Here is a 26,244-nt window from a genome sequence, read left to right on the forward strand (position 1 = left end):
TGTGGGAGCAAGCCCGCTCCCACATTTTGTTTTGTGTTGTATTCAGCTATGCCGGTAAAACCGATCCAGCAACGCGGGCAATCCCGCTCGCCACGCCCGAGGCTTGATGCCGAAGGTATGGAGAATCTTCTTGCAGGCCAGCACCGCATGTTGCGGTTCTTCACTAGCATCCGGCCGTGCGGCGTGAGCCTGGGCGGTAGGCGATTCAATCGCCAGCACATGGAAGTTGCGTGCCTCAGTCAGAATCGCCTGGCCCAGGGCCAGTGGCGTGGTCGCCTCATGTCCGGCGTAGTGATAGGTCCCCCACAACGGCGCGGCGCAATCGAGTTGCTTGAGCACGGAAATGATCACCCGAGCGGCATCGTCAACCGGCGTCGGATTGCCACGGCGGTCGTCGGCCATCAGCAATTCATCGGGTTTCTCGGCACGGACCAGAAAGCGTCCGAGGGTGCCATCGACGCTGTCATCCAGCAGCCAGCCAAAGCGCAGCAACACATGCTGCGGGCAGGTGGCGCGTACGCTCTGCTCGATGCGCCACAACGCCTGACCGCGCAGCCCCAAGGGCACTGGTTCGTCTTTTTCGCTGTAGGCAGTGGCACGGGAGCCATCGAACACGCGGTAGCTGGACGGTTGCACCAGGGTGATGTTGTGGTGCTGGCAGAGTTCAGCCAGACGCTCGATAGCGAACTCCTGCCCGGCCAGCCGCGTTTCGCTGACGGTCTCCGCCTGAAACCAGTCGAAGTAGTAGGCGAGATTGATCAAGGCATCGGGACGGGTGTCGTCGAGCAATTGGGTGAGGCTTGCGGCATCCCAGCCGTCTTGGGGCGGTTTAGGGGCGAGGAATCCGATGTCTTCCTCCGCACCGAGGCGAATCAGCGCCTGCCCGAGGGCATTCCCGCCGCCCAGTAACATAAGGCGCATTCGCATAGATTGAGCAGGCCCGGTCTGTTTGGAACGATGGTTATTATCGACAGGCTTGTGAGCCGTGCCGTTGGCATTTGCCAGAATCGTTGCATTTTGCGGGTTTGTAGCGCAACCGTCACTTAGAAAGTGTGGGGTTGCAAGTTACCCCGGCCGGCCGCATAAATTGTCCCATGAACCTTCCTGAATCCACGGACACGGTATTGAAGGGCTTCCACCCCGCCGTCAGTGCCTGGTTCCGCAGTACATTCCCCTCGGTGACCCACGCCCAGGCCCAGGCGTGGCCATTAATCCGCCAGCGTCGCTCGACCCTGATCGCGGCGCCCACCGGTTCGGGCAAGACCCTGACGGCCTTCCTCGCCGTGCTGGACGACCTGGTCCATCAAGGCCTGGCCAATGGCGGCCAGTTGCCAGAGCAGACCCAAGTGGTTTACGTCTCGCCCCTCAAGGCGCTGTCCAACGATATCCAGATCAACCTGCAAACCCCGCTGGCCGGCATCACCGAGCACCTGCAACGCCAGGGCCTGGCACCGCTGGAAATTCGCACCGCCGTGCGCACCGGTGATACCCCGCAAAAAGACCGCGCACTGATGCGCAAAAAGTCGCCACATATTCTGGTGACCACCCCGGAATCGCTCTATGTGCTGCTGGGTTCGGACTCCGGCCGCCAGATGCTCGCCAGCACCCGCACGGTCATCGTCGATGAAATCCACGCTATCGCCGCCAGCAAACGCGGCAGTCATCTGGCCCTCAGCCTGGAGCGTTTGCAGGGACTGTGCAGCGAACCGCTGACCCGCATCGGTCTGTCGGCCACGCAAAAACCCATCGAGGCCGTATCACGTTTTCTGGTGGGCACCGACCGCCCTTGCGAGATCGTCGACATCGGCCACGCCCGCCCCCGCGACCTGGACATCGAAGTCCCGTCCGTGCCGCTGTCGGCGGTGATGGCCAATGATGTCTGGGACCTGGTCTACGACCGTCTCGCCGAACTGGCCCGCGCCCACCGCACCACACTGATTTTCGTCAACACTCGGCGCCTGGCCGAGCGTCTGGCCCGGCACCTGAGCGAACGCCTCGGCAAGGAGGCCGTGGCCGCCCACCACGGCAGCCTGGCCAAGGAGTTGCGCCTGGACGCCGAGCAAAGGCTTAAAAGCGGCGCGCTACAAGTGCTGATCGCCACTGCATCTCTGGAGCTGGGGATTGATATCGGTGAAGTCGACCTGGTGTGCCAGATCGGTTCGCCCGGTTCCATCAACGGATTTTTGCAGCGGGTCGGTCGCTCCGGGCACCAGGTCGGCGGCACACCCAAGGGCCGTTTGTTCGCCACCACCCGCGACGACCTCATCGAATGCGCCGCCCTGCTCGACTGTGTGCGCCGGGGTGAACTGGACACACTGCTGATCCCGGTCGCACCGTTGGACGTGCTGGCCCAGCAGATCATCGCCGAGGTCAGCTGCCAGGAATGGCAGGAACAAGCGCTACTCGATTTGATCCACCGCGCCGCGCCCTATACCGAGTTGGACGATGGCCATTACCAAGCACTGCTGCACATGCTCGCCGAAGGCTACAACGGGCGCCAAGGAATCCGCAGCGCCTACCTGCACCGCGACGCCCTGACCCGCACTCTGCGTGGTCGCCGAGGCGCCAAGCTGACGGCCGTGACCAGCGGCGGCACCATCCCCGACAACGCCGACTACAGCGTGTTGCTGGAGCCGCAAAGCCTGAACATCGGCAGCGTGAATGAAGACTTCGCCGTGGAAAGCATCGCCGGGGATATCTTCCAACTGGGCAATACCTCGTATCGCATCCTGCGGGTGGAAACCGGTAAGGTGCGGGTCGAAGACGCCCACGGGCAGCCGCCGACCATTCCGTTCTGGCTCGGTGAAGCACCGGGGCGCAGCACTGAGTTGTCGTTTGCCGTGGCTCGGTTGCATGGGCAACTGGATGAGCTGCTGGCCGCCACGCTCGGTGATCTGCAACCTGCCCTCGACTGGCTGACGGGCACCCTCGGGTTGAACCTGGCCAGCGCCGAACAACTGGTGGATTACCTGGCGCGAGCGCGGCTGGCATTGAGCGCCTTGCCGTCCCAGGACACGCTGATCATGGAGCGGTTTTTCGACGAGTCCGGCGGCACCCAACTGATCATTCATACGCCGTTCGGCAGCCGCATCAACCGCGCCTGGGGCCTGGCCCTGCGCAAGCGTTTTTGCCGCACCTTCAACTTCGAGTTGCAAGCTGCCGCCAGCGAGGACGCCATCGTGCTGTCGCTGTCCACCAGCCACAGTTTTGAGCTGGATGAAGTGTGGCGCTACCTGCACAGCAACAGCGCCGAACACATCCTGATCCAGGCCGTGCTGGATGCGCCTTTGTTTGGTGTGCGCTGGCGCTGGAATGCCGGGGTGGCCCTGGCGTTGCCGCGTTACAGCGGCGGGCGCAAGGTAGCGCCACAGATCCAGCGGATGAAAAGCGAAGACCTGATCGCCAGCGTTTTCCCCGACCAGATTGCTTGCCTGGAGAACCTCGCCGGCGAGCGGGAAATACCCGATCACCCACTGGTGGAACAAACCCTCGATGACTGCCTGCACGAGGCCATGGACAGCGAAGGCTGGCTGGCCCTGCTACGGCGCATGGAGCGCGGCGAGATTCGCCTGATCAGCCGTGATCTGCCCGCACCCTCGCCGCTGGCGGCGGAAATTCTCAGCGCCCGCCCCTACACCTTTCTCGATGATGCACCGCTGGAAGAGCGCCGCACCCAGGCCGTGCTCAATCGGCGTTGGAGCGACCCAAACAGCACCGATGACCTCGGCGCACTGGATGCCGATGCCATCGCCGGAGTACGCGAAGAAGCCTGGCCGGCGCCCAATGGCCTGGATGAAATGCATGAGGCGTTGATGAGCCTGGCGTGCATCGCCGACGCCGAGGTCACACCACAATGGAACGAATGGCTGCAATCCCTGGCTGACAGCGGACGCGCCAGTCGTTTGCAGATCAGCGCCGGGCAGGCCGTGTGGGTCGCGTTGGAGCGCTTGAGTTGTTGGCAGGCGATCTACCCGAACGATCTGCCGTTGTTACCCGGTTTCGATGAGCCCTGGACCTTTGACGAGGCCATGGTGGAAGTGCTGCGGGCACGGCTAGGCGGCTTCGGCCCGTTGACCCTGATCGAGATTGCAGCGCCCTTGGCATTGCCGGTGGCCGCAGTGACCCAGGCCTTAGCGCAACTGGAGCGCGAAGGTTATGTGCTGCGTGGTCGGTTCAGCCCAGGCGCGCGCGAAGAACAATGGTGCGAACGGCATCTGCTGGCGCGAATTCATCGCTACACGGTCAAGCGCCTGCGCCGGGAAATCGAGCCGGTGGCGTTGCAGGATTTCATGCGTTTCCTATTCGATTGGCAGCACCTGTCCGAGGGCACACGGGGCCAGGGCAGCGCGGTGTTGGCGCAGATCGTCGGTCAATTCGAAGGGTACCCCGCCGCCACATCGGCGTGGGACAGTGATGTGCTGAGTGCACGGATCAAGGACTATTCGCCAAGCTGGCTGGACGAGTTGTGCCGCAGCGGCAAACTGGTATGGATTCGTCTCAGCGCCAAGGCCAGCACGGTTGCGCTGCGCAGTACGCCGGTGGTGCTGTTGCCTCGTAGCCAAGTGGCGCTGTGGAGTGGATTGACCGAGGCGGCTGACAGTCTGGAATTGTCACCCAAGGCGCAGAAAGTCCATCAGGCCTTGCGTGACCACGGCGCGCTGTTTTTCGATGAACTGATCCACGAAGCCCATCTATTACGCAGTGAGTTGGAAACCGCTTTGCAGGAACTGGTGGGCGCCGGATTGGTGAACGCCGACAGCTTCGCCGGGCTGCGCGCGCTGACCACGCCGGCGAGCAAGCGTCAGGCGCGCAGCAGTCGTCGTGGGCGCGGGGCGTTTGTCGGTGGGATGGACGACGCCGGGCGTTGGGCGCTGGTGCGCAGAGCCCCGGTAAACGACGGCACACGCCCGGCGGCGCACTCGGCCGAGACCCTGGAGCATGTGGCGATGACACTGCTGCGTCGCTACGGCGTGGTGTTCTGGCGCCTGCTGGAGCGTGAGGCGGATTGGTTGCCCAGTTGGCGGGAATTGCTGCGCACCTTCCATCGGCTGGAGGCGCGGGGCGAGATTCGCGGTGGACGGTTTGTCAGTGGCCTGGCGGGCGAGCAGTTCGCCTTGCCGGAAGCGATCCCGTTGCTGCGCGAGGTTCGGCGCCGACCCCATGACGGTAGCTTGATTGCGGTGTGTGGGGCCGATCCGCTGAATCTGGTGGGCACGTTGTTGCCGGGCAGTAAGGTGCCGGCGCTGAGCGGTAATCGGTTGGTGTTCCGCGATGGTTTGCCGGCGGCAGTGGAGATTGCCGGCAAGCAGCAGATGTTGCTGGAGCTGGATCAACAGGCGGCGGGGTGGGTGCGGGAGAAGCTGATCAGGCACTGACGCTTGAGTTGCCTTTTGCTGGCGCTATCGCACGCAGGTGCCGACTTTCTGTAGCCGCTGCCGAGGCGGGAATCGTGCAGGGCACCAGATTGATCCTCGATACGTGCGTTCCAGGCAAATATCAAATGCCAATACCTATCTTTTTCTACACAAGCCCAACCTCGACACTGCGCTCCTGTTTGAAATCCACCGGAGTTGCAGCCATGCCTATTGCCTTGCTGGCGCTGACCCTCAGCGCTTTTGCCATCGGGACGACCGAGTTCGTCATCGTTGGCCTGTTACCCACCATCGGTGCCGACCTTGGGGTCGACCTGCCATCCGCCGGCCTGTTGGTCAGCCTTTACGCCCTGGGCGTTGCCATCGGCGCACCAGTGCTCACCGCCCTGACCGGCAAAGTGCCACGCAAATTGCTGCTGTTGTCGCTGATGGTGCTGTTCACCCTCGGCAACTTGCTGGCCTGGCAGGCGCCGAGTTATGAATCCCTGGTGCTGGCGCGGATCGTCACCGGCCTGGCCCACGGGGTGTTTTTCTCCATTGGCTCGACCATCGCCACGAGCCTTGTGCCCAAGGAAAAAGCCGCCAGCGCGATTGCGATCATGTTCACTGGCCTCACTGTGGCACTGGTCACCGGCGTGCCTCTGGGGACATTTATCGGTCAACACTTCGGCTGGCGTGAAACCTTCCTCGCCGTTTCGGCCCTGGGTGTGATCGCGTTTATCGGCAGCCTGATCTATGTGCCAAATAACATCGCCCACAGCAAACCGGCGTCATTGCTCCAACAGTTGCAGGTACTGAAACAACCACGTTTGTTGCTGGTGTATGCCATGACCGCCATCGGTTACGGCGGCTCGTTTATCGCGTTTACCTACCTGGCACCGATCCTTCAGGACATCTCAGGCTTCAGCGCCGGCACCGTCAGCCTGGTGTTGCTGGTCTACGGTATCTCGGTTGCGGCCGGGAATATCTGGGGCGGCAAGCTGGCCGACAAACGCGGCCCCATCAGCGCGCTGAAAATCGTCTTCGCCCTGCTGGCCGCCGTGCTGTTCATCCTGACCCTGACCGCCAGTAACCCATGGTTGGCACTGGCCACCGTTCTGGTCTGGGGCGCGGTCGCCTTCGGCAACGTGCCGGGCTTGCAGGTGTATGTGGTGCGTCAGGCCGAACATCACACGCCGAATGCGGTAGACGTGGCCTCGGGCCTGAACATCGCCGCCTTCAACCTCGGGATCGCCGGTGGCGCTTGGGCCGGTGGGCTAATCGTCGCTCACATGGGCCTGATCCACACTGCGTGGATTGGTGGCTCGGTGGTGTTGGTGGCGTTAGCGCTGACCGCCTGGAGCGGTCGCCTGGATCGCTTGGGCCCGGTGTATGCCGAGAGCACCAACCGGGTTGTGGCCGGGCACTAAGTTCACTCCGACTGAATAATACTGAGGCGCTCACCCACCACCATCTCAGTAATCCAGTCCACCAGGATCGAGGTGTAGGCCTGCTGGGATACCGGATCACTCAGGGAGTGATCCGCGCCATCAATGATCCGGTGAGTCAGGGAGTGAGTCTGCTGGCAGGCGGCGCGGTAACTCATGATGGTGGCGTGGGGCACGTGGTCGTCGGTTTCCGACTCGACGATCAGCACATCCCCAGTAAACGCCGCGCAGGCATACAGGGCGCGGTTCGTCTGCGAATGGACCAGCGTGCTGCGGTAATCCATCAAGTCGACCTTATCCAGATCGCGCTTGGGCTTGAGCCATTCCTGATCGCGATACAGCGCCGGTACTCGCAACGCCAGCCAGCGTACCGGACGCAGCGAAGTGAGGATGGCCGCCAGGTATCCACCGTAACTGGTGCCCACCACCGCCACCGCCGAGGTGTCGATGGCCGGGTGCGACAGCAAACGGTCGTAGGCCGCCAACAGGTCCCGCAGGTTGTCTTCGCGGGTGACTCTGGACAGAGGAATGCCATTGCCGGCATGGCCGCGCAAGTCGAACGTCAGGCACACGCAACCCAAGCCCGCGATGCCTTTGGCCCGTTCCAGATCCCGCTCCTGACTCCCGCCCCAACCGTGGACAAACAACACCCCCGGCACCTTCGATTTAGGACTGAGAAAGGTGCCGCTCATCTGTTCGTCATCGATATCAATGGCGATGCTTTCGCTTCTAGCCGTCATAAGGTCTGACCGTTACGTACTTGAGAAGAAAGTCGCTGTGTTCTGCCGGCCCGCGATAGACCTCAATGGCGTCGGCTGGCAACGGCTGGTCTCGGTAGGTTTCCACCGATGACACGTGAGTCGCCCGCAACCCAGGGTTGTTGATGAAGCTTTGCAGCGCCGCGACTTCCGCGCTGCTGGCCCCGCCCATGCGCCAGGATTGTTCCAATACACCGCTGCGACGCTGACCATCATTGTCCAGGCCCTGGGCGATATCGTAATTGCGCCGCGAGGCATAAAAACCAGGATAGGCCTCATCCGCCGCACTATCGAAGATCTGTGCTTGTTCGATGGCCAGACGCACGCCATCGGGCAGCTCGAGTTTGAGCAGGTCGTCGTAGTAGCCTTTGACCACCAACAGGTTGGAGCCACCGTAGACTTCTTCGCCCTGCCCGTCCTCGGTCAAGTATTGATCACCGCAGTAACTGAAGACGTGATCGCCGATAAAACTCTGGCCGACACTGTGGGTGGTCACCTCGCGCAGGTCCTGCTCAAGCACCACGCCCTCGGTGAACAGTCGCGCCACATCGGGCCGCGCCAGGATGGCGTCGAATTGGTCGATGCTCTTGATCACTTCTTGACCGCGACCGGCACAGGCGTGCACGGGCTTCAAACGAATCGGGCCGGTATACAGCAGGTGAGCGGCTGCCGACCGCGCCTCCTCGAGAGCAAACACGCTCAGGCCGTCCAGCACCACATTGCGGATGCGCTCTGAAAACAGCGGCGACCAACCTTCGGGGGCAAGCGCATTTTTATTCAGCAGCCCATGGCTGATGGCTTTGGTACAGATGAAGTCGTAATCGACATATCCGCCCCACAGGTCTTCGGGACCTTTAACGCCCAATTGCCGCGCCTGGGCCGGGCCGACGAGGGTCTGGGTGGGCAACAGGTATAAGTCCAGTCCGGCGTGTAGATCGGGGTTATAACTACCGCCGTATTTGAGCCCCAGTATCTGCGCCAGCCACCGGGCCAGGGCGCGGTTGGTTTCGACTTCATGGAGCGGCGCGTCCGGTCGTACCGAATGGGCAACCACCATTTTCTTGCGATTGTTCAGGGTCATGCATCCCCCTTGGCCATCCCGCCATGTGTGTAAACGGAGAGATGCAGGGATCAGGCCAAGGCACGACGAGACAAAACCGGTCTGGAATCAATCGGTTGTTGAAAACGCGATAGCACTTGGCCTGTCTTATTCTGCACGACGCGCCCCTTATGGCGCGGCGTTCTGCACGATGGCGGCTTGGCCCCGGGCATTGGCCGAAGTCACACCAAACCGACTGCGGTAATCAGTCGGCGCCAGCCCGGTGATTTTCTTGAAGATCGCCCGAAAAGCACTCGGGTCCTGATAACCCACGGTCCAGGCAATGTGATCAATGGTGTCGTTGGTGAACTCCAACATTTGCCGCGCCTTGCCCACCCGCAGGTGCTGGCAATACTCAGTGGGTTTCAAGCCGGTGGCGCTGCGAAAACGCCGCAGGAAAGTACGTTCCTCAAGGCCGGCGGCCTGGGCCATCGCCACCAATGAAACATCCACCGCGCCGCTGGCCTGTAGCCAGTGCTGAACCTTGAGGATCGCGGCGTCGCCGTGGCCGAGGATTGGTGCGAAATTACTTCCACACTCGCTCGCGCTGTCGCTGTGCTCGATCACCAGAAAACGTGCGGTGCTGGCGGCAATGCTTGGGCCGAGCAGGCGGTCCACTACGCGCAAGCCCAGCTCGGACCAGGCCATGAGCCCGGCAGTGGTGATCAGGTCGCCGTCGTCGACGATGGGTTTGTCGGCTTCCAACTTGATCGCCGGGTAACGCGCGCTGAAGGAGGTGGCCGACGTCCAATGGGTGGTGGCACTGCGACCGTCCAGCAAGCCGCTTTCGGCCAACAGGATAGAGCCGACACACACACCGCCAAGGACCGTACCGGCACGGTGCAATCGACGAAGCCACTCAAGCAGTGCCTCGGATGCCTGGCCTTCGGAAAAACCGGCAATGGACGGCGGAATCAGCAGGGCGACCAGCGACTGGTCAGCGCCAGGCAGGCTGTCGAACGCCCGGCTTGGAGGCTCGTCGGCATCGGCCCGCCAATGGCTGAGACGCAGCACCGGCAGTTGCCCCGACTGATGTTCCGCGGCTATGCGATTGGCCACACCGAACAGATCGGTCAACCCATGCACGGCAGCCATCTGCGCCCCGCTATAGATCAGGATGCCCAGCTCGACGACTGTACGCTGCAACACCATTGTCAGTTTTCCCCCTGCTATTGTCGGTGCGGCCAATCCCCAAGCCGCACGCCAGCCACGATACTGGACGCCTCAACCCTTCACGAGAGAACAATCATGACCCAGCAAGCGCTCATCCTAGTCGATATCCAGAATGACTACTTCCCCCACGGCAAATGGCCGCTTAGTGGCGTGGACGCAGCGGCAGACAAGGCGGCGCAAGTGCTCCAGGCGTTTCGCCAGGCGGGCGACTCAGTGATCCACATTCGTCACGAGTTCACCTCCGACGACGCGCCCTTCTTCACACCTGGCTCCGAGGGTGCACATTTGCATCCCAAAGTACTTAACCAGGCCGATGAGCCGGTGGTGCTCAAGCATTTCGTGAATGCCTTTCGCGAAACCAACCTGCGTACGCTGCTGGAACAGCGCAGCGTGACCCATCTGGTGGTGGTCGGCAGCATGAGCCATATGTGCGTCGACGGTGTCGTCCGTGCCGCAGCGGACTTGGGCTATACCGTCACCGTGGTCCACGACGCCTGCGCTACTCGGGACCTTGAATTCAATGGCACCACCGTACCGGCGGCCCAGGTACACGCCGCGTTTATGTCATCGTTGGGGTTTGCTTATGCGAACGTGGCGTCGGCAGAGGAATTCTTGAAGACTCAAGTGGCTGCCTGAGCGCCACTTGATCGGCTGATGACTATCGAGTGGCGATGATAAACAGGCGCGGAAACGGCAGCAACACCGTGCCATCAGCCAAGGCTGGATATGCCTGGGTGATCCGCGCCAGGTAGGCATCGAGAAAGGCACTCTTCTCGGTGTCATCCAGAGGCGCGAGGAACGGACGCAGCGCCGAGCCCTTGAACCACTCCACCACTGCAGCATGACCGCCGGCCAACGGATGGTGGTACGTGGTGCGCCACACATCAACGGTGCTGCAGTGCTTGCTCAGCAGTTCGTAATACACACTCGCCGTATGACGCTCATTGTGTTTGATCGCACCGATCTTGCTTGCCCATGGGCCCTGCGCCGCTACTTCCCGAGCTAGTCTGTGAGCAGGCTCATCGAGGTTGTCCGGGGTCTGCACCGCCAGGGTTCCGCCAGGCGTCAGTTGATGCACCAGATGCGGATAGAGCGTGGCGTGATCCGGCAACCATTGCAGCGACGCATTGGCCAGGATCACATCGAATGTCTGTGTGGGGTGCCAGGTGCCAATGTCGGCCAGCTCGAAATTCAGCGCCGGCAAGCGTTCCCGGGCATTGGCCAGCATATCGTCGGAGCTGTCCATGCCCGTCACCGTGGCCTGCGGGAAGCGCTCGGCCAACACTTCAGTGGAATTGCCGGGGCCGCAACCCAGGTCAACAGCGGTGCGCACATCAGCATCAGGAATCGCGGCGACCAGATCCCGGACAGGACGCGTGCGCTGTTGTTCAAACATCGAATACTGCTTGGCTGACCAGGTCATCACGGCTTTCCTTCTTCTTTGAGGGGTTGGAGGCAGCCTAAATCTTGTGAGCCATGAGAACAAATGCCAGGATTGACCACCTCCCATACCCGAGAAGTATCCCAATGCTGGAACTTCGACAACTCAAAGCCTTCGTGGCCATCGCCGAAGAAGGCTATATCACCCGTGCCGCCGAGCGACTGGGCATGCAACAACCGCCCTTGACGCGCCTGCTGCAAAGCCTGGAAGCCGAACTGGGCGTGGCGCTGATGGAACGCCTGCCACGAGGCGTGCGCCCTACCACGGCCGGCCTTGCGCTGCTGGACGAGGCCCGGGGAATTCTGGCCCAGGTTGATGGTGTAACGGATGTGGTGCGCCGGGCGGCTCGCGGTGAACGGGGCCGGTTGGCGATTGGCTTTACCAGTTCTGCGGCGTTGCATCCGTTTGTTCCCAGCGTATTGCGCCTGTTTCGGGAAACCTTCGTGGGCGTTTCGGTGGTGCTGGAAGAGGCCGGCACCGGCGAACTGCTGGATGCGCTGCTCCATGAAAAACTCGATGCCGCGTTCATTCGTTCACCGCTGAGTGGTACCCAGGCCTTGCAGGATGAACCGATCCTGGTGGAACCCATGTTGCTGGCGTTGCCCACCGATCATCCGCTGGCCCTGGATGCCACAACGCCGCTGCCCTTGGCGAACTTGGCGACAGAAGCTTTTGTGCTGTATCGCCGTCGTGTGGGCCTGGGGTTATACGACGCGATTCTCGTGGCCTGCCGCGAAGCTGGGTTCAGCCCGCAGGTGGTTCAGGAAGCACCGCGCATGACGGCCACCTTGAGCTTGGTGGCGGCGGGACTTGGAGTGTCGATCGTGCCTTCGTCCATGCAACGGCTTCGCGGTGATGGCATCGTTTATCGGGAGCTTTCGGAGTGTCGCAGTCTGGTTGCGCCGCTGCATCTGGCTACGCGCCTTGGCGATACTTCATCAGTACTGGATCAGTTTCGCAAGTTGGTGACGACGACCGCCTCTACAGAGGCTTAGCACCTTGCCTACAACTTGCGCCAAACCGAGCTAAAGTCAGTTTGGGTCAGCAGGAGAGCCTTCTATCTGCTGATCCATGATGCATGTGCCAGCGCAGTGTCCACGGACGATTTTCTGGCCATCCGCCACGAAAATTCACCCGTACACACGTCAATGGGAGATGCCTCATGCCTTTTCTGAAAACACGCGAAGGAAACGACCTTTACTACAAGGACTGGGGCACTGGCCAGCCGGTGGTGTTCTGTCATGGCTGGCCGTTGAACAGCGACAGTTGGGAATCCCAGATGCTGCACTTCGCCAACAACGGTTTTCGTGCTATCGCACACGACCGCCGAGGCCATGGCCGGTCTAGCCAACCCTGGGACGGCAATGACATGGACCACTATGCCGACGATCTGGCCGAACTGATGGAGCACTTGGCCCTGACAAATGCAATCCTCTTTGGCTTTTCCACCGGCGGTGGAGAGGTCGCACGCTATATCGCCCGCCATGGCACAGCACGCGTGGCCAAGGCGGGCCTGATCTGCTCCGTGACCCCGCTGATGCTGAAAACCGATACCAACCCGGAAGGCTCGCCGATCGAAGTCTTCGACGACATGCGTGCCGCCTCAATGGCCAATCGCTCGCAGCTCTATCTGGACGTCGCCAGCGGCCCGTTTTTCGGCTTCAACCGCCCGGGTACCGAGCCGTCTCAAGGATTGATCAACTCCTTTTGGAGTCAGGGCGTGATGGGTGGCCACAAAAATACGTATGACAGTATCAAAGCGTTCTCGGAGACCGACTTTCGCGCTGATTTGCGCAAGTTCAGAATGCCCACACTAATCATTCATGGCGATGATGATCAGATCGTGCCGATTCAGGCATCTGCCATTGCCAGCAAATGGTTGATCCCCCACGCCGAATTGATTATCTATGAAGGAGCACCGCACGGGCTGACAGACACCCATAAAAGCCGGGTCAATGCGGATATGCTGCGCTTCGCAAAAAGCTAGCCACTGCACGCGGCAACAAAAAAACCGCATTACCTTATGGGTAAATGCGGTTTTTTTGTTGCAGCGTGAACGACTGTTCTTAGAACGGAATATCGTCATCAAAGCTGTCGAAGTCTGCTGCCGGCTGCGGTGCGGCCTGCTGTGGCGCTGGACGCGACTCACGCTGTGGCTGCTGGCTTGGCTGCGGACGGGACTGCTGTGGACGCGGTGCCGAGTTGGAGTTGGACATACCGCCCTGGCCCTGTTGGTCGCCCTGTGGACGGCCACCCAGCAGTTGCATGGTGCCTTGCATGTCGACCACGATTTCGGTGGTGTAGCGCTTGATACCGTCTTTTTCCCACTCGCGAGTCTGCAACTTGCCTTCGATGTAGACCTGCGAACCTTTGCGCAGGTACTCACCAGCGATCTCGGCAACCTTGCCGAACATCGACACGCGGTGCCATTCGGTTTTCTCGACCTTCTGGCCGGTTTGCTTGTCGGTCCACTGTTCGCTGGTCGCCAGACTCAGGTTGGTCACGGCGTTACCGTTAGGCAAGTAGCGAACTTCGGGATCCTGGCCGCAAGTACCGACCAATATGACTTTGTTAACCCCACGGGCCATAACGTTCTCCTAGGCTGGGCGCGCTGTCGGCACTGGGTTGACCAGTTGCTCGAGCGTCGCGCGATCCAATAATTCGGTGTCCAATTTGATGTAAATGGCGGCTTCTTCAGCCACCACGACTGCATCCGTTACCCCAACGACGGCCTTCAGGCGCTCTACCAGACCAGCTTCACGAATCGCTTCGGGCGATAACGGCAGGCGCAGGCTTGTGACGTAAGGAGGTTCGCGCATGGTAACAGCAAAGGCTAGCCAAAGTGCAGCCAGCCCGGCGCATCCAAGGAACACAACCGACAAACCGCCATGCTGGAACATCCAGCCGCCCATGATCCCGCCCAGCGCCGAACCGAGGAACTGGCTGGTGGAATACACCCCCATCGCCGTGCCCTTGCCGCCGGCCGGTGAAACTTTACTGATCAGCGAAGGCAACGAAGCCTCCAGCAGGTTGAACGCAGTGAAAAACACCACCGTGCCGATTACCAGCGCTCGTAGGCTGTCGCCGAACTGCCAGAAGAATAGCTCAGTGAGCATCAGTGTCGCGACGGCGCCCAGCAGAACTCGTTTCATTTTGCGTTTCTTTTCGCCATAGATGATGAACGGGATCATGGCGAAGAACGAAATCAGCAACGCGGTGAGGTATACCCACCAGTGCTGCTCCTTGGGCAACCCGGCTTTTTGCACCAGGGCCAGGGGCAAGGCAACGAAGCTGCACATCAGCATGGCGTGCAATACGAAGATACCTAAATCCAGGCGCAGCAGGTCTGGGTGCTTGAGAGTTGGCAGCAATGCCTGTTTCGCGACCCCCGACTCACGGTGCTGCAACGGCCCGGTGGAGTGCGGCACCATAAGGGCAACGACCAGGATGCCAAATAGCGCCATACCGCCGGTGGCCAGGAACAAGCCGTGCAAGCCAAACGCGCGAGTCAGTAGCGGGCCGACCACCATGGCCACGGCGAACGACAGGCCGATGGTCATGCCGATCATTGCCATGGCCTTGGTGCGGTGTTGTTCGCGAGTCAGGTCAGAAAGCAGTGCCATGACCGCCGCAGAAATCGCCCCGGCGCCTTGCAGGACACGTCCTGCGATCACGCCCCAGATCGAATCGGCATTAGCAGCCAACACACTGCCGAGGGCAAAGACGATCAGCCCCAGGTAAATAACGGGGCGGCGGCCGATGCGGTCGGAAATGATCCCGAACGGAATCTGGAAAATCGCTTGGGTCAGGCCGTAGGCGCCAATCGCCAGGCCGATCAGTGCGGGGGTCGCCCCTGCGAGATCCATTCCATAGGTCGCCAGGACCGGCAACACCATAAACATGCCAAGCATACGGAAGGCGAACACCAGGGCCAGACCGCTTGCCGCGCGGGTCTCGCTGCCACTCATGCGTTCGCTGTGGGGATCGTGCATGGAAAAACCTCGTGTGAACCGGCGGCGATTCTACCAGTCCCATCGATTGAGAGGGTATATGCGGCGCTTTGCCGCGCAGCTTTCATCTAAGGCTGCATCCGGCCATTTGACAGTGTATATTCATCCAGTCTTTAGCCGTATACTCCTGCATTATTTACGCCCGCCGTGCGAGGCCATCTTGGACAAGATCCTGATTCGTGGGGCTCGAACCCACAACCTGAAGAACATCGACCTGACCCTGCCCCGGGACAAACTGATCGTCATCACCGGCTTGTCCGGGTCCGGTAAGTCGTCCCTGGCCTTTGACACGTTATATGCCGAAGGCCAGCGTCGTTATGTGGAATCGTTGTCGGCCTACGCCCGACAGTTCCTGTCGATGATGGAAAAACCCGATGTCGACACCATTGAAGGACTGTCGCCGGCGATTTCCATCGAGCAGAAATCGACGTCCCACAACCCGCGCTCTACCGTGGGCACTATTACCGAGATCTACGACTACCTGCGCCTGCTGTACGCCCGCGTAGGTATTCCGCGTTGCCCGGATCACGACATCCCGCTGGAAGCCCAGACCGTCAGCCAGATGGTCGACCTGGTGCTGGCCCAGCCCGAAGGCGCCAAGCTGATGTTGCTGGCTCCGGTGATTCGCGAGCGCAAGGGCGAACACCTTTCCGTTTTTGAAGAACTACGTGCCCAGGGTTTCGTCCGTGCACGGATCAACGGCAAGCTCTACGAGTTGGACGAAGCGCCCAAGCTCGACAAGCAGAAGAAGCACTCCATTGACGTGGTAGTCGACCGTTTCAAGGTGCGCGCCGACCTGCAACAACGTCTGGCTGAGTCGTTCGAGACCGCATTGAAGCTGGCAGATGGCATCGCTCTGGTGGCGCCGATGGACGACGAGCCGGGCGAAGAAATCATCTTCTCCGCACGCTTCGCCTGCCCGATTTGCGGCCATGCCATCAGCGAGCTGGAACCCAAGCTGTTCTCCTTCAACAACCCGGCCGGCGCCTGTCCGACCTGCGATGGCCTGGGCGTGAAGCAGTTCTTCGATATCAAGCGCCTGGTCAATGGCGACTTGACGCTGGCAGAGGGTGCAATACGCGGCTGGGACAGGCGCAACGTCTATTACTTCCAGATGCTCGGCTCCCTGGCATCGCACTATAAGTTCAGCCTGGAAGTGCCGTTCAACGAGCTGCCGGCAGAGCAACAGAGAGTCATCCTGCACGGCAGCGGCTCGCAGAATGTCGACTTCAAGTACCTGAACGATCGTGGCGATATCGTCAAACGTTCCCACCCGTTCGAGGGCATCGTGCCGAACCTGGAACGTCGCTATCGCGAGACCGAGTCGGCCAGCGTGCGCGAAGAACTGGCCAAGTTCCTCAGTACCCAGCCATGCCCGGATTGCCGTGGCACCCGCCTGCGTCGCGAGGCGCGTCATGTATGGGTGGGTGAGAAAACGCTGCCGGCGGTGACCAACCTGCCGATTGGCGATGCCTGCGAATACTTTGGCACGCTGAAGCTGACTGGGCGCCGCGGTGAAATTGCCGACAAGATCCTCAAGGAAATTCGCGAGCGCTTGCAGTTCCTGGTCAACGTCGGCCTCGACTATCTGTCGCTGGATCGCAGCGCGGACACCCTTTCCGGTGGTGAAGCGCAACGGATTCGCCTGGCCAGCCAGATTGGCGCCGGCCTTGTCGGGGTGTTGTACATCCTTGATGAGCCGTCCATTGGCCTGCATCAACGGGACAACGACCGCCTTCTCGGCACGCTGAAACACCTGCGTGACATCGGCAACACGGTGATCGTGGTTGAGCATGATGAAGACGCGATTCGCCTGGCGGACTACGTGGTCGACATCGGCCCGGGCGCGGGGGTGCATGGTGGGCATATCGTTGCTGAGGGCACACCGGCTGAAGTCATGGCGCATCCTGACTCGCTAACCGGCAAGTACCTGTCGGGACGCGTGAAGATTGCTGTACCGGCCAAGCGCACTCCGCGCAACAAGAAGATGGCGCTGCACCTCAAGGGCGCACGCGGCAACAATCTGCGCAACGTCGACCTTGAGATTCCGCTAGGACTGCTGACCTGCGTGACCGGTGTATCCGGCTCAGGCAAATCGACGCTGATCAACAACACGCTGTTCCCCCTCAGCGCCACCGCGTTGAACGGTGCAACCACCCTGGAAGCTGCCGCACACGACAGCATCAAGGGCCTGGAGCTTCTGGACAAGGTGGTTGATATCGACCAGAGCCCGATTGGCCGTACGCCACGCTCCAACCCGGCGACCTATACCGGGCTGTTCACGCCGATTCGCGAGTTGTTCGCTGGCGTGCCGGAGTCCCGCTCCCGTGGCTACGGTCCTGGGCGGTTCTCCTTCAACGTCAAGGGCGGGCGTTGCGAGGCTTGTCAGGGCGACGGTTTGATCAAGGTCGAGATGCACTTTCTGCCGGATATCTACGTGCCGTGCGATGTGTGCAAGAGCAAGCGCTATAACCGTGAGACCCTGGAGATCAAGTACAAGGGCAAGAACATCCACGAAACCCTCGAGATGACCATCGAAGAGGCGCGGGTGTTCTTCGATGCCGTCCCAGCATTGGCGCGCAAGCTGCAAACGTTGATGGATGTCGGCCTGTCGTACATCAAACTGGGGCAATCGGCAACGACTCTGTCCGGCGGTGAAGCACAGCGGGTGAAACTGTCTCGCGAACTGTCCAAGCGTGATACCGGCAAGACCCTGTATATCCTCGACGAGCCGACCACGGGTCTGCACTTCGCCGATATCCAGCAATTGTTGGACGTTCTGCATCGCTTGCGCGACCACGGCAACACCGTGGTGGTGATCGAACACAACCTGGACGTGATCAAGACCGCCGACTGGTTGGTGGATCTTGGGCCGGAAGGGGGCTCCAAGGGCGGGCAGATCATCGCTGTAGGAACGCCGGAGCAGGTATCCGAGATGCCACAATCTCACACCGGCTACTACTTGAAACCGTTGCTGGCTCGCGACAAGGACTGATTTTTTGGCCCCATGAAAAAGCCCCTGTCACCGCAAAGTGACAGGGGCTTTTTTGTAGCCGGTGGAATCAGAACTGCGATTGCAGGTAATTCTCCAGACCGATCAGCTTGATCAGGCCCAACTGCTTTTCCAGCCAGTAAGTGTGATCTTCTTCGGTGTCGGCCAACTGTACGCGCAGAATTTCGCGAGTAACGTAGTCGTTGTGCTGCTCGCAGAGCTCGATGCCCTTGCAGAGCGCGGTACGGACCTTGTATTCCAGGCGCAAGTCGCTGGCGAGCATCTCAGGCACCGTGGTGCCGGTATCCAGGTCGTCGGGACGCATACGTGGCGTGCCTTCGAGCATCAGGATACGGCGCATCAGCGCGTCGGCGTGCTGTGCCTCTTCTTCCATTTCGTGGTTGATACGCTCATAGAGCTCGGTAAAGCCCCAATCCTCGTACATCCGCGAGTGAATGAAATATTGGTCACGAGCTGCCAGTTCGCCCGTCAGCAACGTGTTGAGGTAATCGATTACGTCGGGGTGACCTTGCATCGCCCTACATCTCCCTGCTTTAAAGACTGTAGTTTGAACCATGATGACTCGGAGGTCACGGGACCAACGGCAGAAAAGTGAAGATTTTCTGAGAAAAGTGGCTTAAATAACGCAAAAACCGCCCAAATGAGGGCGGTTCTGCTTATCACTTAGAGTTAGTTAAGCGATACACCCAATGCCTTTGCGATCCCTTCTCCATAAGCAGGGTCTGCCTTGACGAAGTGCTGTAACTGGCGCTGAACCACATCGCTGGAAACACCAGCCATGGCGCCGGCGATATTGTTGATCAGCAGGGTTTTCTGATCATTGTTCATCAGGCGGAACAGCGCACCGGCATGGCTGTAGTAGTCGGTATCTTCACGGTGATCATAGCGATCAGCCGCACCACTCAAAGCCAATGGAGGTTCGGCGTACTGTGGAGCTTGCTTCGGCGCATCACCGTAGCTATTGGGCTCATAGTTAGGAGCCGCACCACCATTACTGCCAAATGCCATGGAGCCATCGCGCTGGTAGTTGTTAACCGGGCTGCGTGACGCATTCACCGGCAGGTGCTGGTGGTTGGTGCCGATACGGTAGCGGTGGGCATCCGCGTAGGCAAACACACGGCCTTGCAGCATGCGATCCGGGGACAGACCAACACCTGGCACCATATTGCTTGGACCAAACGCTGCTTGCTCAACCTCCGCAAAGTAGTTCAGCGGGTTACGGTTCAGCTCCAACTCACCCACTTCGATCAGCGGAAACTCTTTCTGCGACCAGGTCTTGGTTACGTCGAAGGGGTTCTCGAAATGAGCGTTAGCCTGAGCTTCCGTCATGATCTGGATGCAGACGCGCCATTTCGGGAAGTCGCCGCGCTCAATGGCACCAAACAGGTCGCGTTGAGCGTAATCGGGATCGGTACCGGCCAGGCGCGCAGCGTCAGCAGGCGCCAGGTTCTTGATGCCTTGTTTGGTTTTGTAGTGCCATTTCACCCAATGCCGCTCGCCCTTGGCGTTGATCAGGCTGTAGGTGTGGCTACCGAAGCCATGCATGTGACGGTAGCCGTCTGGAATACCCCGATCCGAAAACAGGATAGTGACCTGGTGCAGCGCCTCAGGAGAGTGCGACCAGAAATCCCACATCATCTGCGCGCTTTTCAGGTTGCTTTGCGGCAGGCGTTTTTGGGTATGGATAAAATCAGGGAACTTCAGTGGGTCGCGAATGAAAAACACCGGGGTGTTGTTGCCAACAATGTCCCAGTTGCCTTCTTCGGTGTAGAACTTCAAGGCGAAGCCCCGTGGGTCGCGCTCAGTATCCGCCGAACCACGTTCGCCACCCACTGTGGAGAAGCGCAGGAACGTCGGAGTCTGCTTGCCCACGGACTCGAACAACTTGGCGCTGGTGTACTGAGTAATGTCTTTAGAGACGGTGAATGTACCGTAAGCGCCCGAGCCTTTGGCATGGACACGACGCTCAGGGATATTCTCACGGTTGAAGTGGGCAAGCTTCTCGATCAGGTGAAAATCGTCGAGCAGCAAGGGGCCGCGAGGGCCGGCGGAACGGGAATTCTGGTTATCAGCAACAGGTGCGCCGCTGGCGGTGGTAAGCGTTTTATTCTGGCTCATGCTCAATCTTCCTCAGTCAGTCTTGGAACTGCCGGCTAATCGGCTTGGAGGGAGTATTGACCATCAGGATGAAGCCTACAAATTCATAAAATTGCACGCTTCAATAGAAAAAAACTACCAAATGCTCCCTCTCTATAGCACCAGTATCGACATAGAGGGAAACGACATAAATAGGATTTGTCCTACTTCACAAACAAAAAACCGGGCACTAGGCCCGGTTCTTCGTTTCAGACTGACGTCTTACTCGGCGGATACAGCTTCGCCAGCAGTAGCACGATCAACCAACTCGACGTACGCCATAGGCGCGTTGTCGCCAGCGCGGAAACCGCACTTGAGGATGCGCAGGTAGCCACCCTCACGGGTAGCATAACGCTTGCCCAGGTCGTTGAAGAGCTTACCAACGATAGCTTTCGAACGAGTACGGTCGAAAGCCAGACGGCGGTTAGCCAGGCTATCTGTCTTGGCCAAAGTGATCAGCGGCTCAGCAACGCGACGCAGTTCTTTAGCTTTCGGCAGTGTAGTTTTGATCAGCTCGTGCTCGAACAGCGACACCGCCATGTTTTGAAACATGGCCTTGCGGTGCGAGCTGGTACGGCTCAGGTGACGACCACTTTTACGATGACGCATGGTTCATTCCTTACCAAACTCACGTTCGGTGATTACGACGATCAGGCAGTCGCCTTGTCGTCCTTCTTAAGACTTGCAGGCGGCCAGTTGTCGAGGCGCATGCCGAGGGACAGACCGCGGGAGGCCAGAACGTCCTTGATTTCAGTCAAGGATTTCTTGCCCAGGTTCGGAGTCTTCAACAGTTCTACTTCGGTACGCTGAATCAGGTCACCGATGTAGTAAATGTTTTCCGCCTTAAGGCAGTTAGCCGAACGTACAGTCAGTTCCAGATCGTCAACCGGGCGAAGCAGGATCGGATCGATCTCGTCTTCCTGCTCGATTACCACTGGTTCGCTGTCACCTTTGAGGTCGACGAACGCAGCCAACTGCTGTTGCAGAATGGTTGCAGCGCGGCGAATAGCCTCTTCAGGATCCAGAGTACCGTTGGTTTCCAGATCAATAACCAGCTTGTCCAGGTTAGTACGCTGCTCGACACGGGCGTTTTCCACCACGTATGCGATGCGGCGAACCGGGCTGAACGAAGAGTCAAGCTGCAAGCGACCAATGCTGCGGCTTTCGTCTTCATCGCTCTGACGCGAATCGGCCGGTTCATAACCACGACCACGAGCTACGGTGAGCTTCATGTTCAGGGCGCCGTTAGACGCCAGGTTAGCGATTACGTGATCGGGGTTAACGATCTCGACATCATGATCCAGCTGAATATCGGCAGCGGTAACCACCCCCGAACCCTTCTTCGACAAGGTCAGCGTAACTTCGTCACGGCCGTGCAGCTTGATAGCCAGACCTTTAAGGTTCAACAGGATTTCAATTACGTCTTCCTGTACACCTTCGATGGCGCTGTACTCGTGGAGCACACCGTCAATCTCGGCCTCGACTACTGCACAGCCGGGCATTGAGGACAACAGGATGCGGCGCAGCGCGTTGCCCAGGGTGTGGCCAAAACCACGCTCGAGAGGCTCGAGAGTGATCTTGGCGCGGGTTGGACTGACAACCTGCACATCAATGTGGCGGGGTGTCAGGAACTCATTTACCGAAATCTGCATGGATGCACCTATTTTCTAGCCCTTACTTGGAGTAGAGCTCGACAATCAGGCTTTCGTTGATGTCGGCGGACAGATCACTGCGAGCAGGAACGTTCTTGAAAACGCCCGACTTCTTCTCAGTGTCTACTTCTACCCATTCTACGCGGCCACGTTGGGCACACAGATCGAGAGCTTGGACAATGCGAAGTTGGTTTTTTGCTTTCTCGCGAATCGCGACCACGTCACCAGCACGAACCTGGTAAGACGGGACGTTAACGGTTTGGCCGTTTACGCTAACGGATTTGTGCGATACCAGCTGACGGGATTCGGCACGAGTCGAACCAAAGCCCATACGGTATACAACGTTGTCCAGACGGCATTCGAGCAGTTGCAGCAGGTTTTCACCGGTTGCACCTTTCTTGCCAGCTGCTTCTTTGTAGTAGCCGCTGAATTGACGCTCGAGAACGCCGTAGATACGACGGACCTTCTGCTTTTCACGCAGTTGGGTGCCGTAATCGGACTGGCGACCGCGGCGTTGGCCGTGGATACCAGGTGCTGCTTCGATGTTGCACTTCGATTCGATCGCGCGCACGCCGCTCTTCAGAAAGAGATCGGTGCCTTCACGACGAGCGAGTTTGCATTTTGGACCAATGTAACGAGCCATTCTTTACAATCTCCTGGATTACACGCGGCGCTTCTTCGGCGGACGGCACCCGTTGTGCGGGATTGGCGTCACGTCGGTGATGCTGGCGATCTTATAGCCACAGCCGTTCAATGCACGGACAGCAGACTCACGACCTGGACCTGGACCTTTGACGTTGACGTCGAGGTTTTTCAGGCCATATTCCAGCGCAGCTTGACCAGCACGTTCAGCAGCTACTTGAGCAGCAAACGGGGTGGACTTGCGGGAACCGCGGAAACCCGAACCACCGGAGGTAGCCCAAGAAAGCGCGTTACCTTGACGGTCGGTGATGGTCACGATTGTGTTGTTAAAAGATGCATGGATGTGGGCGATGCCATCAACCACTGTCTTTTTAACTTTTTTACGAGGACGAGCAGCAGGTTTTGCCATGATTAATTTCCTGTCGATTCGCGTGGGCGATTACTTGCGGATCGGCTTACGCGGACCTTTACGGGTACGCGCGTTAGTCTTGGTACGCTGACCGCGCACTGGAAGACCACGACGATGACGCAGACCGCGGTAGCAACCGAGGTCCATCAAACGCTTGATTTTCATGTTGATTTCGCGACGCAGGTCACCTTCAGTGGTGAACTTCGCCACTTCGCCACGCAACAGCTCAATCTGCTCGTCGCTCAGATCTTTGATCTTTGCGGCTGGGTTTACCCCAGTGACTGCGCAAATCTTCTGCGCAGTAGTGCGACCAACACCATAGATGTAGGTCAGCGAGATAACAGTGTGCTTGTTATCTGGAATGTTAACGCCTGCAATACGGGCCATTCAGTGGGACTCCAATTGACAGCTACCTACGCCCCGGAAGCCAAGAAATAGGGCGCGAGATAATATCGCTGTAATAACAAATAATCAACCCGGCAGCGCACTAGCTGCCGGGCTTCAAGCGGATCACACTCAGCCTTGGCGCTGTTTGTGACGCGGTTCCGCGCTGCAAATTACTCGAACAACACCTTCGCGGCGAATAATTTTGCAGTTACGGCACAGCTTTTTCACCGATGCACGAACTTTCATCACCAACTCCTCGAACCTTATGGGTACTCAGCGCAACATGCCGCTGCCGTAACCCTTCAGGTTGGCTTTCTTCATCAGGGATTCGTACTGGTGCGAAACGAGGTGCGATTGTACTTGGGACATGAAGTCCATCACAACCACGACCACGATCAGCAACGAGGTCCCGCCAAGGTAGAACGGAACGTTTGCTGCGACCACCAGGAACTGGGGCAACAAGCACACGGCCGTCATATATAGAGCACCGAACATGGTTAAGCGAGTCAGAACGCCATCAATGTAGCGCGCAGACTGCTCACCTGGACGGATACCCGGAATAAAGGCACCGGACTTCTTCAGGTTTTCCGCTACGTCTTTCGGATTGAACATCAACGCCGTATAGAAGAAGCAGAAGAAAATAATCCCTGCACTAAACAGCAGAATATTCAACGGCTGACCAGGAGCGATCGACTGCGAGATGTCCTGCAACCAGCCCATACCTTCAGACTGACCGAACCAGGCACCCAACGAAGCCGGAAACAGCAAAATGCTGCTCGCGAAGATAGCAGGAATAACCCCGGCCATATTCACTTTCAGCGGCAAGTGGCTGGTCTGCGCGGCAAAAACCTTACGGCCCTGCTGACGCTTGGCGTAGTGAACAGCAATACGACGCTGACCACGCTCAATGAACACCACAAAACCGATAATCGCTACTGCCAGCAAACCGATAGCAACCAAGGCAAAGATATTGATATCACCCTGACGCGCAGACTCGAAAGACTGCCCAATCGCTCTCGGAAGACCGGCGACGATACCTGCGAAAATCAACATCGAGATACCGTTACCAACACCACGCTCAGTAATCTGCTCACCCAGCCACATCATGAACATCGCACCAGCCACAAATGTGGATACTGCGACGAAATGGAAGCCAAAGTCACCAGTGAACGCAACACCCTGCCCTGCCAGGCCAACGGACATGCCGATAGCTTGGACCAGGGCGAGGATGACAGTGCCGTAGCGGGTGTACTGGCTTATCTTGCGACGGCCAGCCTCACCTTCCTTCTTCAACTGCTCCAACTGCGGGCTGACGGCGGTCATCAATTGCATGATGATCGATGCCGAGATGTACGGCATGATCCCCAGTGCAAAAATGCTCATCCGTTCCAGCGCGCCGCCGGAAAACATGTTGAACAAGCTAAGAATGGTCCCCTCATTCTGTCGAAACAGGTCTGCGAGTCGGTCCGGGTTGATACCTGGAACCGGGATGTGTGCGCCTATTCGGTAGACGATAATCGCCAGGAACAGAAAACGCAGACGAGCCCAAAGTTCAGACATACCGCCTTTGCCGAGCGCTGAGAGAGCACCTTGCTTAGCCATTTATTCCTCGAACTTGCCGCCAGCTGCTTCGATAGCCGAACGCGCACCTTTGGTGGCGCCGATTCCCTTGCCGATAGTGACAGCGCGAGTCACTTCACCGGACAGCATGATTTTCACACGCTGCACGTTGACGTTGATCACGTTGGCATCTTTCAGGGTCTGCACGGTAACGATGTCGCCTTCCACTTTAGCCAGCTCGGACAGACGCACTTCTGCGCGGTCCATGGCCTTCAGGGAAACGAAACCGAACTTCGGCAGGCGACGGTGCAGCGGCTGTTGACCGCCTTCAAAGCCTGGAGCAATGGTGCCACCGGAGCGGGAGGACTGACCTTTGTGACCACGGCCACCAGTCTTACCCAAACCACTACCGATACCACGGCCCGGACGATGCTTTTCGCGACGGGAACCCGGCGCTGGACTCAGATCATTGAGTTTCATCGATTAACCCTCGACACGCAGCATGTAGTAAGCCTTGTTGATCATCCCGCGATTCTCGGGAGTATCAAGTACTTCTACAGTGTGACCGATGCGACGCAGACCCAGACCCTTAACGCACAATTTGTGGTTAGGGATGCGGCCGGTCATGCTTTTGATCAGCGTTACTTTAACGGTAGCCATGATCAGAAGATCTCCTTGACGCTTTTGCCACGCTTGGCGGCAATGGATTCAGGAGACTGCATAGCCTTCAAACCTTTAAAAGTGGCGTGAACCACGTTTACCGGGTTAGTCGAGCCGTAGCACTTGGCCAGAACGTTCTGAACGCCAGCAACTTCGAGGACAGCACGCATAGCGCCGCCAGCGATGATACCGGTACCTTCAGAAGCAGGCTGCATGTACACCTTCGAAGCGCCATGAGCGGACTTCATTGCGTACTGCAGAGTGGTGCCGTTCAGATCAACTTGGATCATGTTGCGACGAGCAGCTTCCATTGCCTTCTGGATCGCAGCAGGCACTTCACGTGACTTGCCACGGCCGAAGCCAACACGCCCTTTACCATCACCTACCACGGTCAACGCGGTGAAAGTGAAGATACGGCCGCCTTTAACGGTTTTGGCTACGCGGTTAACTTGAACCAGCTTCTCAATGTAGCCTTCGTCGCGCTTTTGGTCGTTATTTGACATAA

At 59.0% G+C, this 26,244-nt stretch carries 25 protein-coding genes; 6 read left to right on the forward strand and 19 right to left on the reverse strand.

Features of this window, described 5'->3' with window-relative positions; translation table 11 throughout:
• Positions 1–42: 42 nt before the first annotated feature.
• Positions 43–927, reverse strand: coding sequence for a sugar nucleotide-binding protein (locus HKK55_RS22185; RefSeq protein ID WP_169356604.1), 885 nt, complete (start codon positions 925–927; stop codon positions 43–45).
• 167 nt (positions 928–1,094) lie between these two features.
• Between HKK55_RS22185 and HKK55_RS22190 the strand changes: the two genes are divergently transcribed.
• Positions 1,095–5,375, forward strand: coding sequence for a DEAD/DEAH box helicase (locus HKK55_RS22190; protein WP_169356605.1), 4,281 nt, complete (start codon positions 1,095–1,097; stop codon positions 5,373–5,375).
• 203 nt (positions 5,376–5,578) lie between these two features.
• Positions 5,579–6,781 (forward strand): MFS transporter, encoded by a 1,203-nt coding sequence (locus tag HKK55_RS22195; RefSeq protein ID WP_169356606.1) that lies wholly within the window; start codon positions 5,579–5,581, stop codon positions 6,779–6,781.
• 2 nt (positions 6,782–6,783) lie between these two features.
• Here the strand turns inward: HKK55_RS22195 and HKK55_RS22200 are convergent, their stop codons facing one another.
• The 3 genes from HKK55_RS22200 to HKK55_RS22210 all read right to left on the reverse strand — a co-directional run bounded on the left by HKK55_RS22200 (position 6,784) and on the right by HKK55_RS22210 (position 9,808).
• Positions 6,784–7,539 carry a S9 family peptidase gene (locus HKK55_RS22200; RefSeq protein WP_169356607.1) on the reverse strand — a complete coding sequence of 252 codons (756 nt, stop codon included), beginning with the start codon at positions 7,537–7,539 and terminating at the stop codon, positions 6,784–6,786.
• Positions 7,529–8,638: a DUF3182 family protein gene (locus tag HKK55_RS22205; RefSeq protein ID WP_169356608.1), complete on the reverse strand. Its 1,110-nt coding sequence runs from the start codon at positions 8,636–8,638 to the stop codon at positions 7,529–7,531. The genes HKK55_RS22200 and HKK55_RS22205 overlap by 11 nt, the downstream gene beginning before the upstream one ends.
• Before the next feature lie 147 nt (positions 8,639–8,785).
• On the reverse strand, positions 8,786–9,808 hold the full coding sequence (locus HKK55_RS22210; RefSeq protein ID WP_169356609.1) for a GlxA family transcriptional regulator: 1,023 nt from the start codon (positions 9,806–9,808) through the stop codon (positions 8,786–8,788).
• A 96-nt stretch (positions 9,809–9,904) separates the two neighbouring features.
• On the opposite strand from HKK55_RS22210, the gene HKK55_RS22215 reads away from it, so the two are divergent.
• Positions 9,905–10,465: a cysteine hydrolase family protein gene (locus tag HKK55_RS22215; protein WP_169356610.1), complete on the forward strand. Its 561-nt coding sequence runs from the start codon at positions 9,905–9,907 to the stop codon at positions 10,463–10,465.
• Positions 10,466–10,487: 22 nt separating this feature from the next.
• Here the strand turns inward: HKK55_RS22215 and tam are convergent, their stop codons facing one another.
• Positions 10,488–11,252, reverse strand: a complete 765-nt coding sequence (gene tam / locus HKK55_RS22220; RefSeq protein WP_169356611.1) for a trans-aconitate 2-methyltransferase — start codon at positions 11,250–11,252, stop codon at positions 10,488–10,490.
• Positions 11,253–11,356: 104 nt separating this feature from the next.
• Here tam and HKK55_RS22225 point away from each other — a divergent pair, with 104 nt between their 5' ends.
• Positions 11,357–12,265: a LysR family transcriptional regulator gene (locus HKK55_RS22225; RefSeq protein WP_178128859.1), complete on the forward strand. Its 909-nt coding sequence runs from the start codon at positions 11,357–11,359 to the stop codon at positions 12,263–12,265.
• 167 nt (positions 12,266–12,432) lie between these two features.
• Entirely contained in the window at positions 12,433–13,257 is an 825-nt protein-coding gene (locus HKK55_RS22230; RefSeq protein ID WP_169356613.1) for an alpha/beta fold hydrolase, read from the forward strand.
• Positions 13,258–13,336: 79 nt separating this feature from the next.
• Here the strand turns inward: HKK55_RS22230 and HKK55_RS22235 are convergent, their stop codons facing one another.
• Positions 13,337–13,858: a single-stranded DNA-binding protein gene (locus HKK55_RS22235; protein WP_169356614.1), complete on the reverse strand. Its 522-nt coding sequence runs from the start codon at positions 13,856–13,858 to the stop codon at positions 13,337–13,339.
• A gap of 9 nt (positions 13,859–13,867) precedes the next feature.
• Complete coding sequence (locus HKK55_RS22240) at positions 13,868–15,262, reverse strand: MFS transporter (protein WP_169356615.1); 1,395 nt, start codon at positions 15,260–15,262, stop codon at positions 13,868–13,870.
• Positions 15,263–15,440: 178 nt separating this feature from the next.
• Here HKK55_RS22240 and uvrA point away from each other — a divergent pair, with 178 nt between their 5' ends.
• Positions 15,441–18,275: an excinuclease ABC subunit UvrA gene (uvrA, locus tag HKK55_RS22245; protein WP_169356616.1), complete on the forward strand. Its 2,835-nt coding sequence runs from the start codon at positions 15,441–15,443 to the stop codon at positions 18,273–18,275.
• Positions 18,276–18,342: 67 nt separating this feature from the next.
• On the opposite strand, the gene bfr is transcribed toward uvrA, so the two are convergent.
• The 12 genes from bfr to rpsE all read right to left on the reverse strand — a co-directional run bounded on the left by bfr (position 18,343) and on the right by rpsE (position 26,242).
• Complete coding sequence (bfr, locus tag HKK55_RS22250) at positions 18,343–18,807, reverse strand: bacterioferritin (protein ID WP_169356617.1); 465 nt, start codon at positions 18,805–18,807, stop codon at positions 18,343–18,345.
• Between the two features lie 155 nt (positions 18,808–18,962).
• Positions 18,963–20,411: a catalase gene (locus HKK55_RS22255; RefSeq protein WP_169356618.1), complete on the reverse strand. Its 1,449-nt coding sequence runs from the start codon at positions 20,409–20,411 to the stop codon at positions 18,963–18,965.
• Between the two features lie 240 nt (positions 20,412–20,651).
• Entirely contained in the window at positions 20,652–21,038 is a 387-nt protein-coding gene (rplQ, locus tag HKK55_RS22260; RefSeq protein ID WP_003176402.1) for a 50S ribosomal protein L17, read from the reverse strand.
• Positions 21,039–21,079: 41 nt separating this feature from the next.
• Positions 21,080–22,081 (reverse strand): DNA-directed RNA polymerase subunit alpha, encoded by a 1,002-nt coding sequence (gene rpoA / locus HKK55_RS22265; RefSeq protein ID WP_003176403.1) that lies wholly within the window; start codon positions 22,079–22,081, stop codon positions 21,080–21,082.
• 22 nt (positions 22,082–22,103) lie between these two features.
• Complete coding sequence (gene rpsD, locus HKK55_RS22270) at positions 22,104–22,724, reverse strand: 30S ribosomal protein S4 (RefSeq protein ID WP_003210056.1); 621 nt, start codon at positions 22,722–22,724, stop codon at positions 22,104–22,106.
• A gap of 18 nt (positions 22,725–22,742) precedes the next feature.
• A complete protein-coding gene (gene rpsK, locus HKK55_RS22275) occupies positions 22,743–23,132 on the reverse strand; it encodes a 30S ribosomal protein S11 (protein ID WP_002555466.1) in 390 nt (129 codons plus the stop codon).
• A 30-nt stretch (positions 23,133–23,162) separates the two neighbouring features.
• Positions 23,163–23,519: a 30S ribosomal protein S13 gene (gene rpsM / locus HKK55_RS22280; protein WP_155585076.1), complete on the reverse strand. Its 357-nt coding sequence runs from the start codon at positions 23,517–23,519 to the stop codon at positions 23,163–23,165.
• A gap of 129 nt (positions 23,520–23,648) precedes the next feature.
• On the reverse strand, positions 23,649–23,765 hold the full coding sequence (gene rpmJ, locus HKK55_RS22285) for a 50S ribosomal protein L36 (RefSeq protein WP_002555468.1): 117 nt from the start codon (positions 23,763–23,765) through the stop codon (positions 23,649–23,651).
• 27 nt (positions 23,766–23,792) lie between these two features.
• The gene (secY, locus tag HKK55_RS22290) at positions 23,793–25,121 is read right to left on the reverse strand and encodes a preprotein translocase subunit SecY (protein WP_003210064.1); all 1,329 of its coding nucleotides are present in this window, start codon (positions 25,119–25,121) and stop codon (positions 23,793–23,795) included.
• On the reverse strand, positions 25,122–25,559 hold the full coding sequence (gene rplO, locus HKK55_RS22295) for a 50S ribosomal protein L15 (RefSeq protein ID WP_003210066.1): 438 nt from the start codon (positions 25,557–25,559) through the stop codon (positions 25,122–25,124).
• 3 nt (positions 25,560–25,562) lie between these two features.
• On the reverse strand, positions 25,563–25,739 hold the full coding sequence (gene rpmD / locus HKK55_RS22300) for a 50S ribosomal protein L30 (protein WP_003186033.1): 177 nt from the start codon (positions 25,737–25,739) through the stop codon (positions 25,563–25,565).
• A 2-nt stretch (positions 25,740–25,741) separates the two neighbouring features.
• A complete protein-coding gene (gene rpsE / locus HKK55_RS22305; protein WP_003186035.1) occupies positions 25,742–26,242 on the reverse strand; it encodes a 30S ribosomal protein S5 in 501 nt (166 codons plus the stop codon).
• Positions 26,243–26,244: the final 2 nt, after the last annotated feature.

Origin of the sequence: Pseudomonas sp. ADAK18, assembly GCF_012935695.1 — a bacterium.
Taxonomy (GTDB): Bacteria; Pseudomonadota; Gammaproteobacteria; order Pseudomonadales; family Pseudomonadaceae; genus Aquipseudomonas.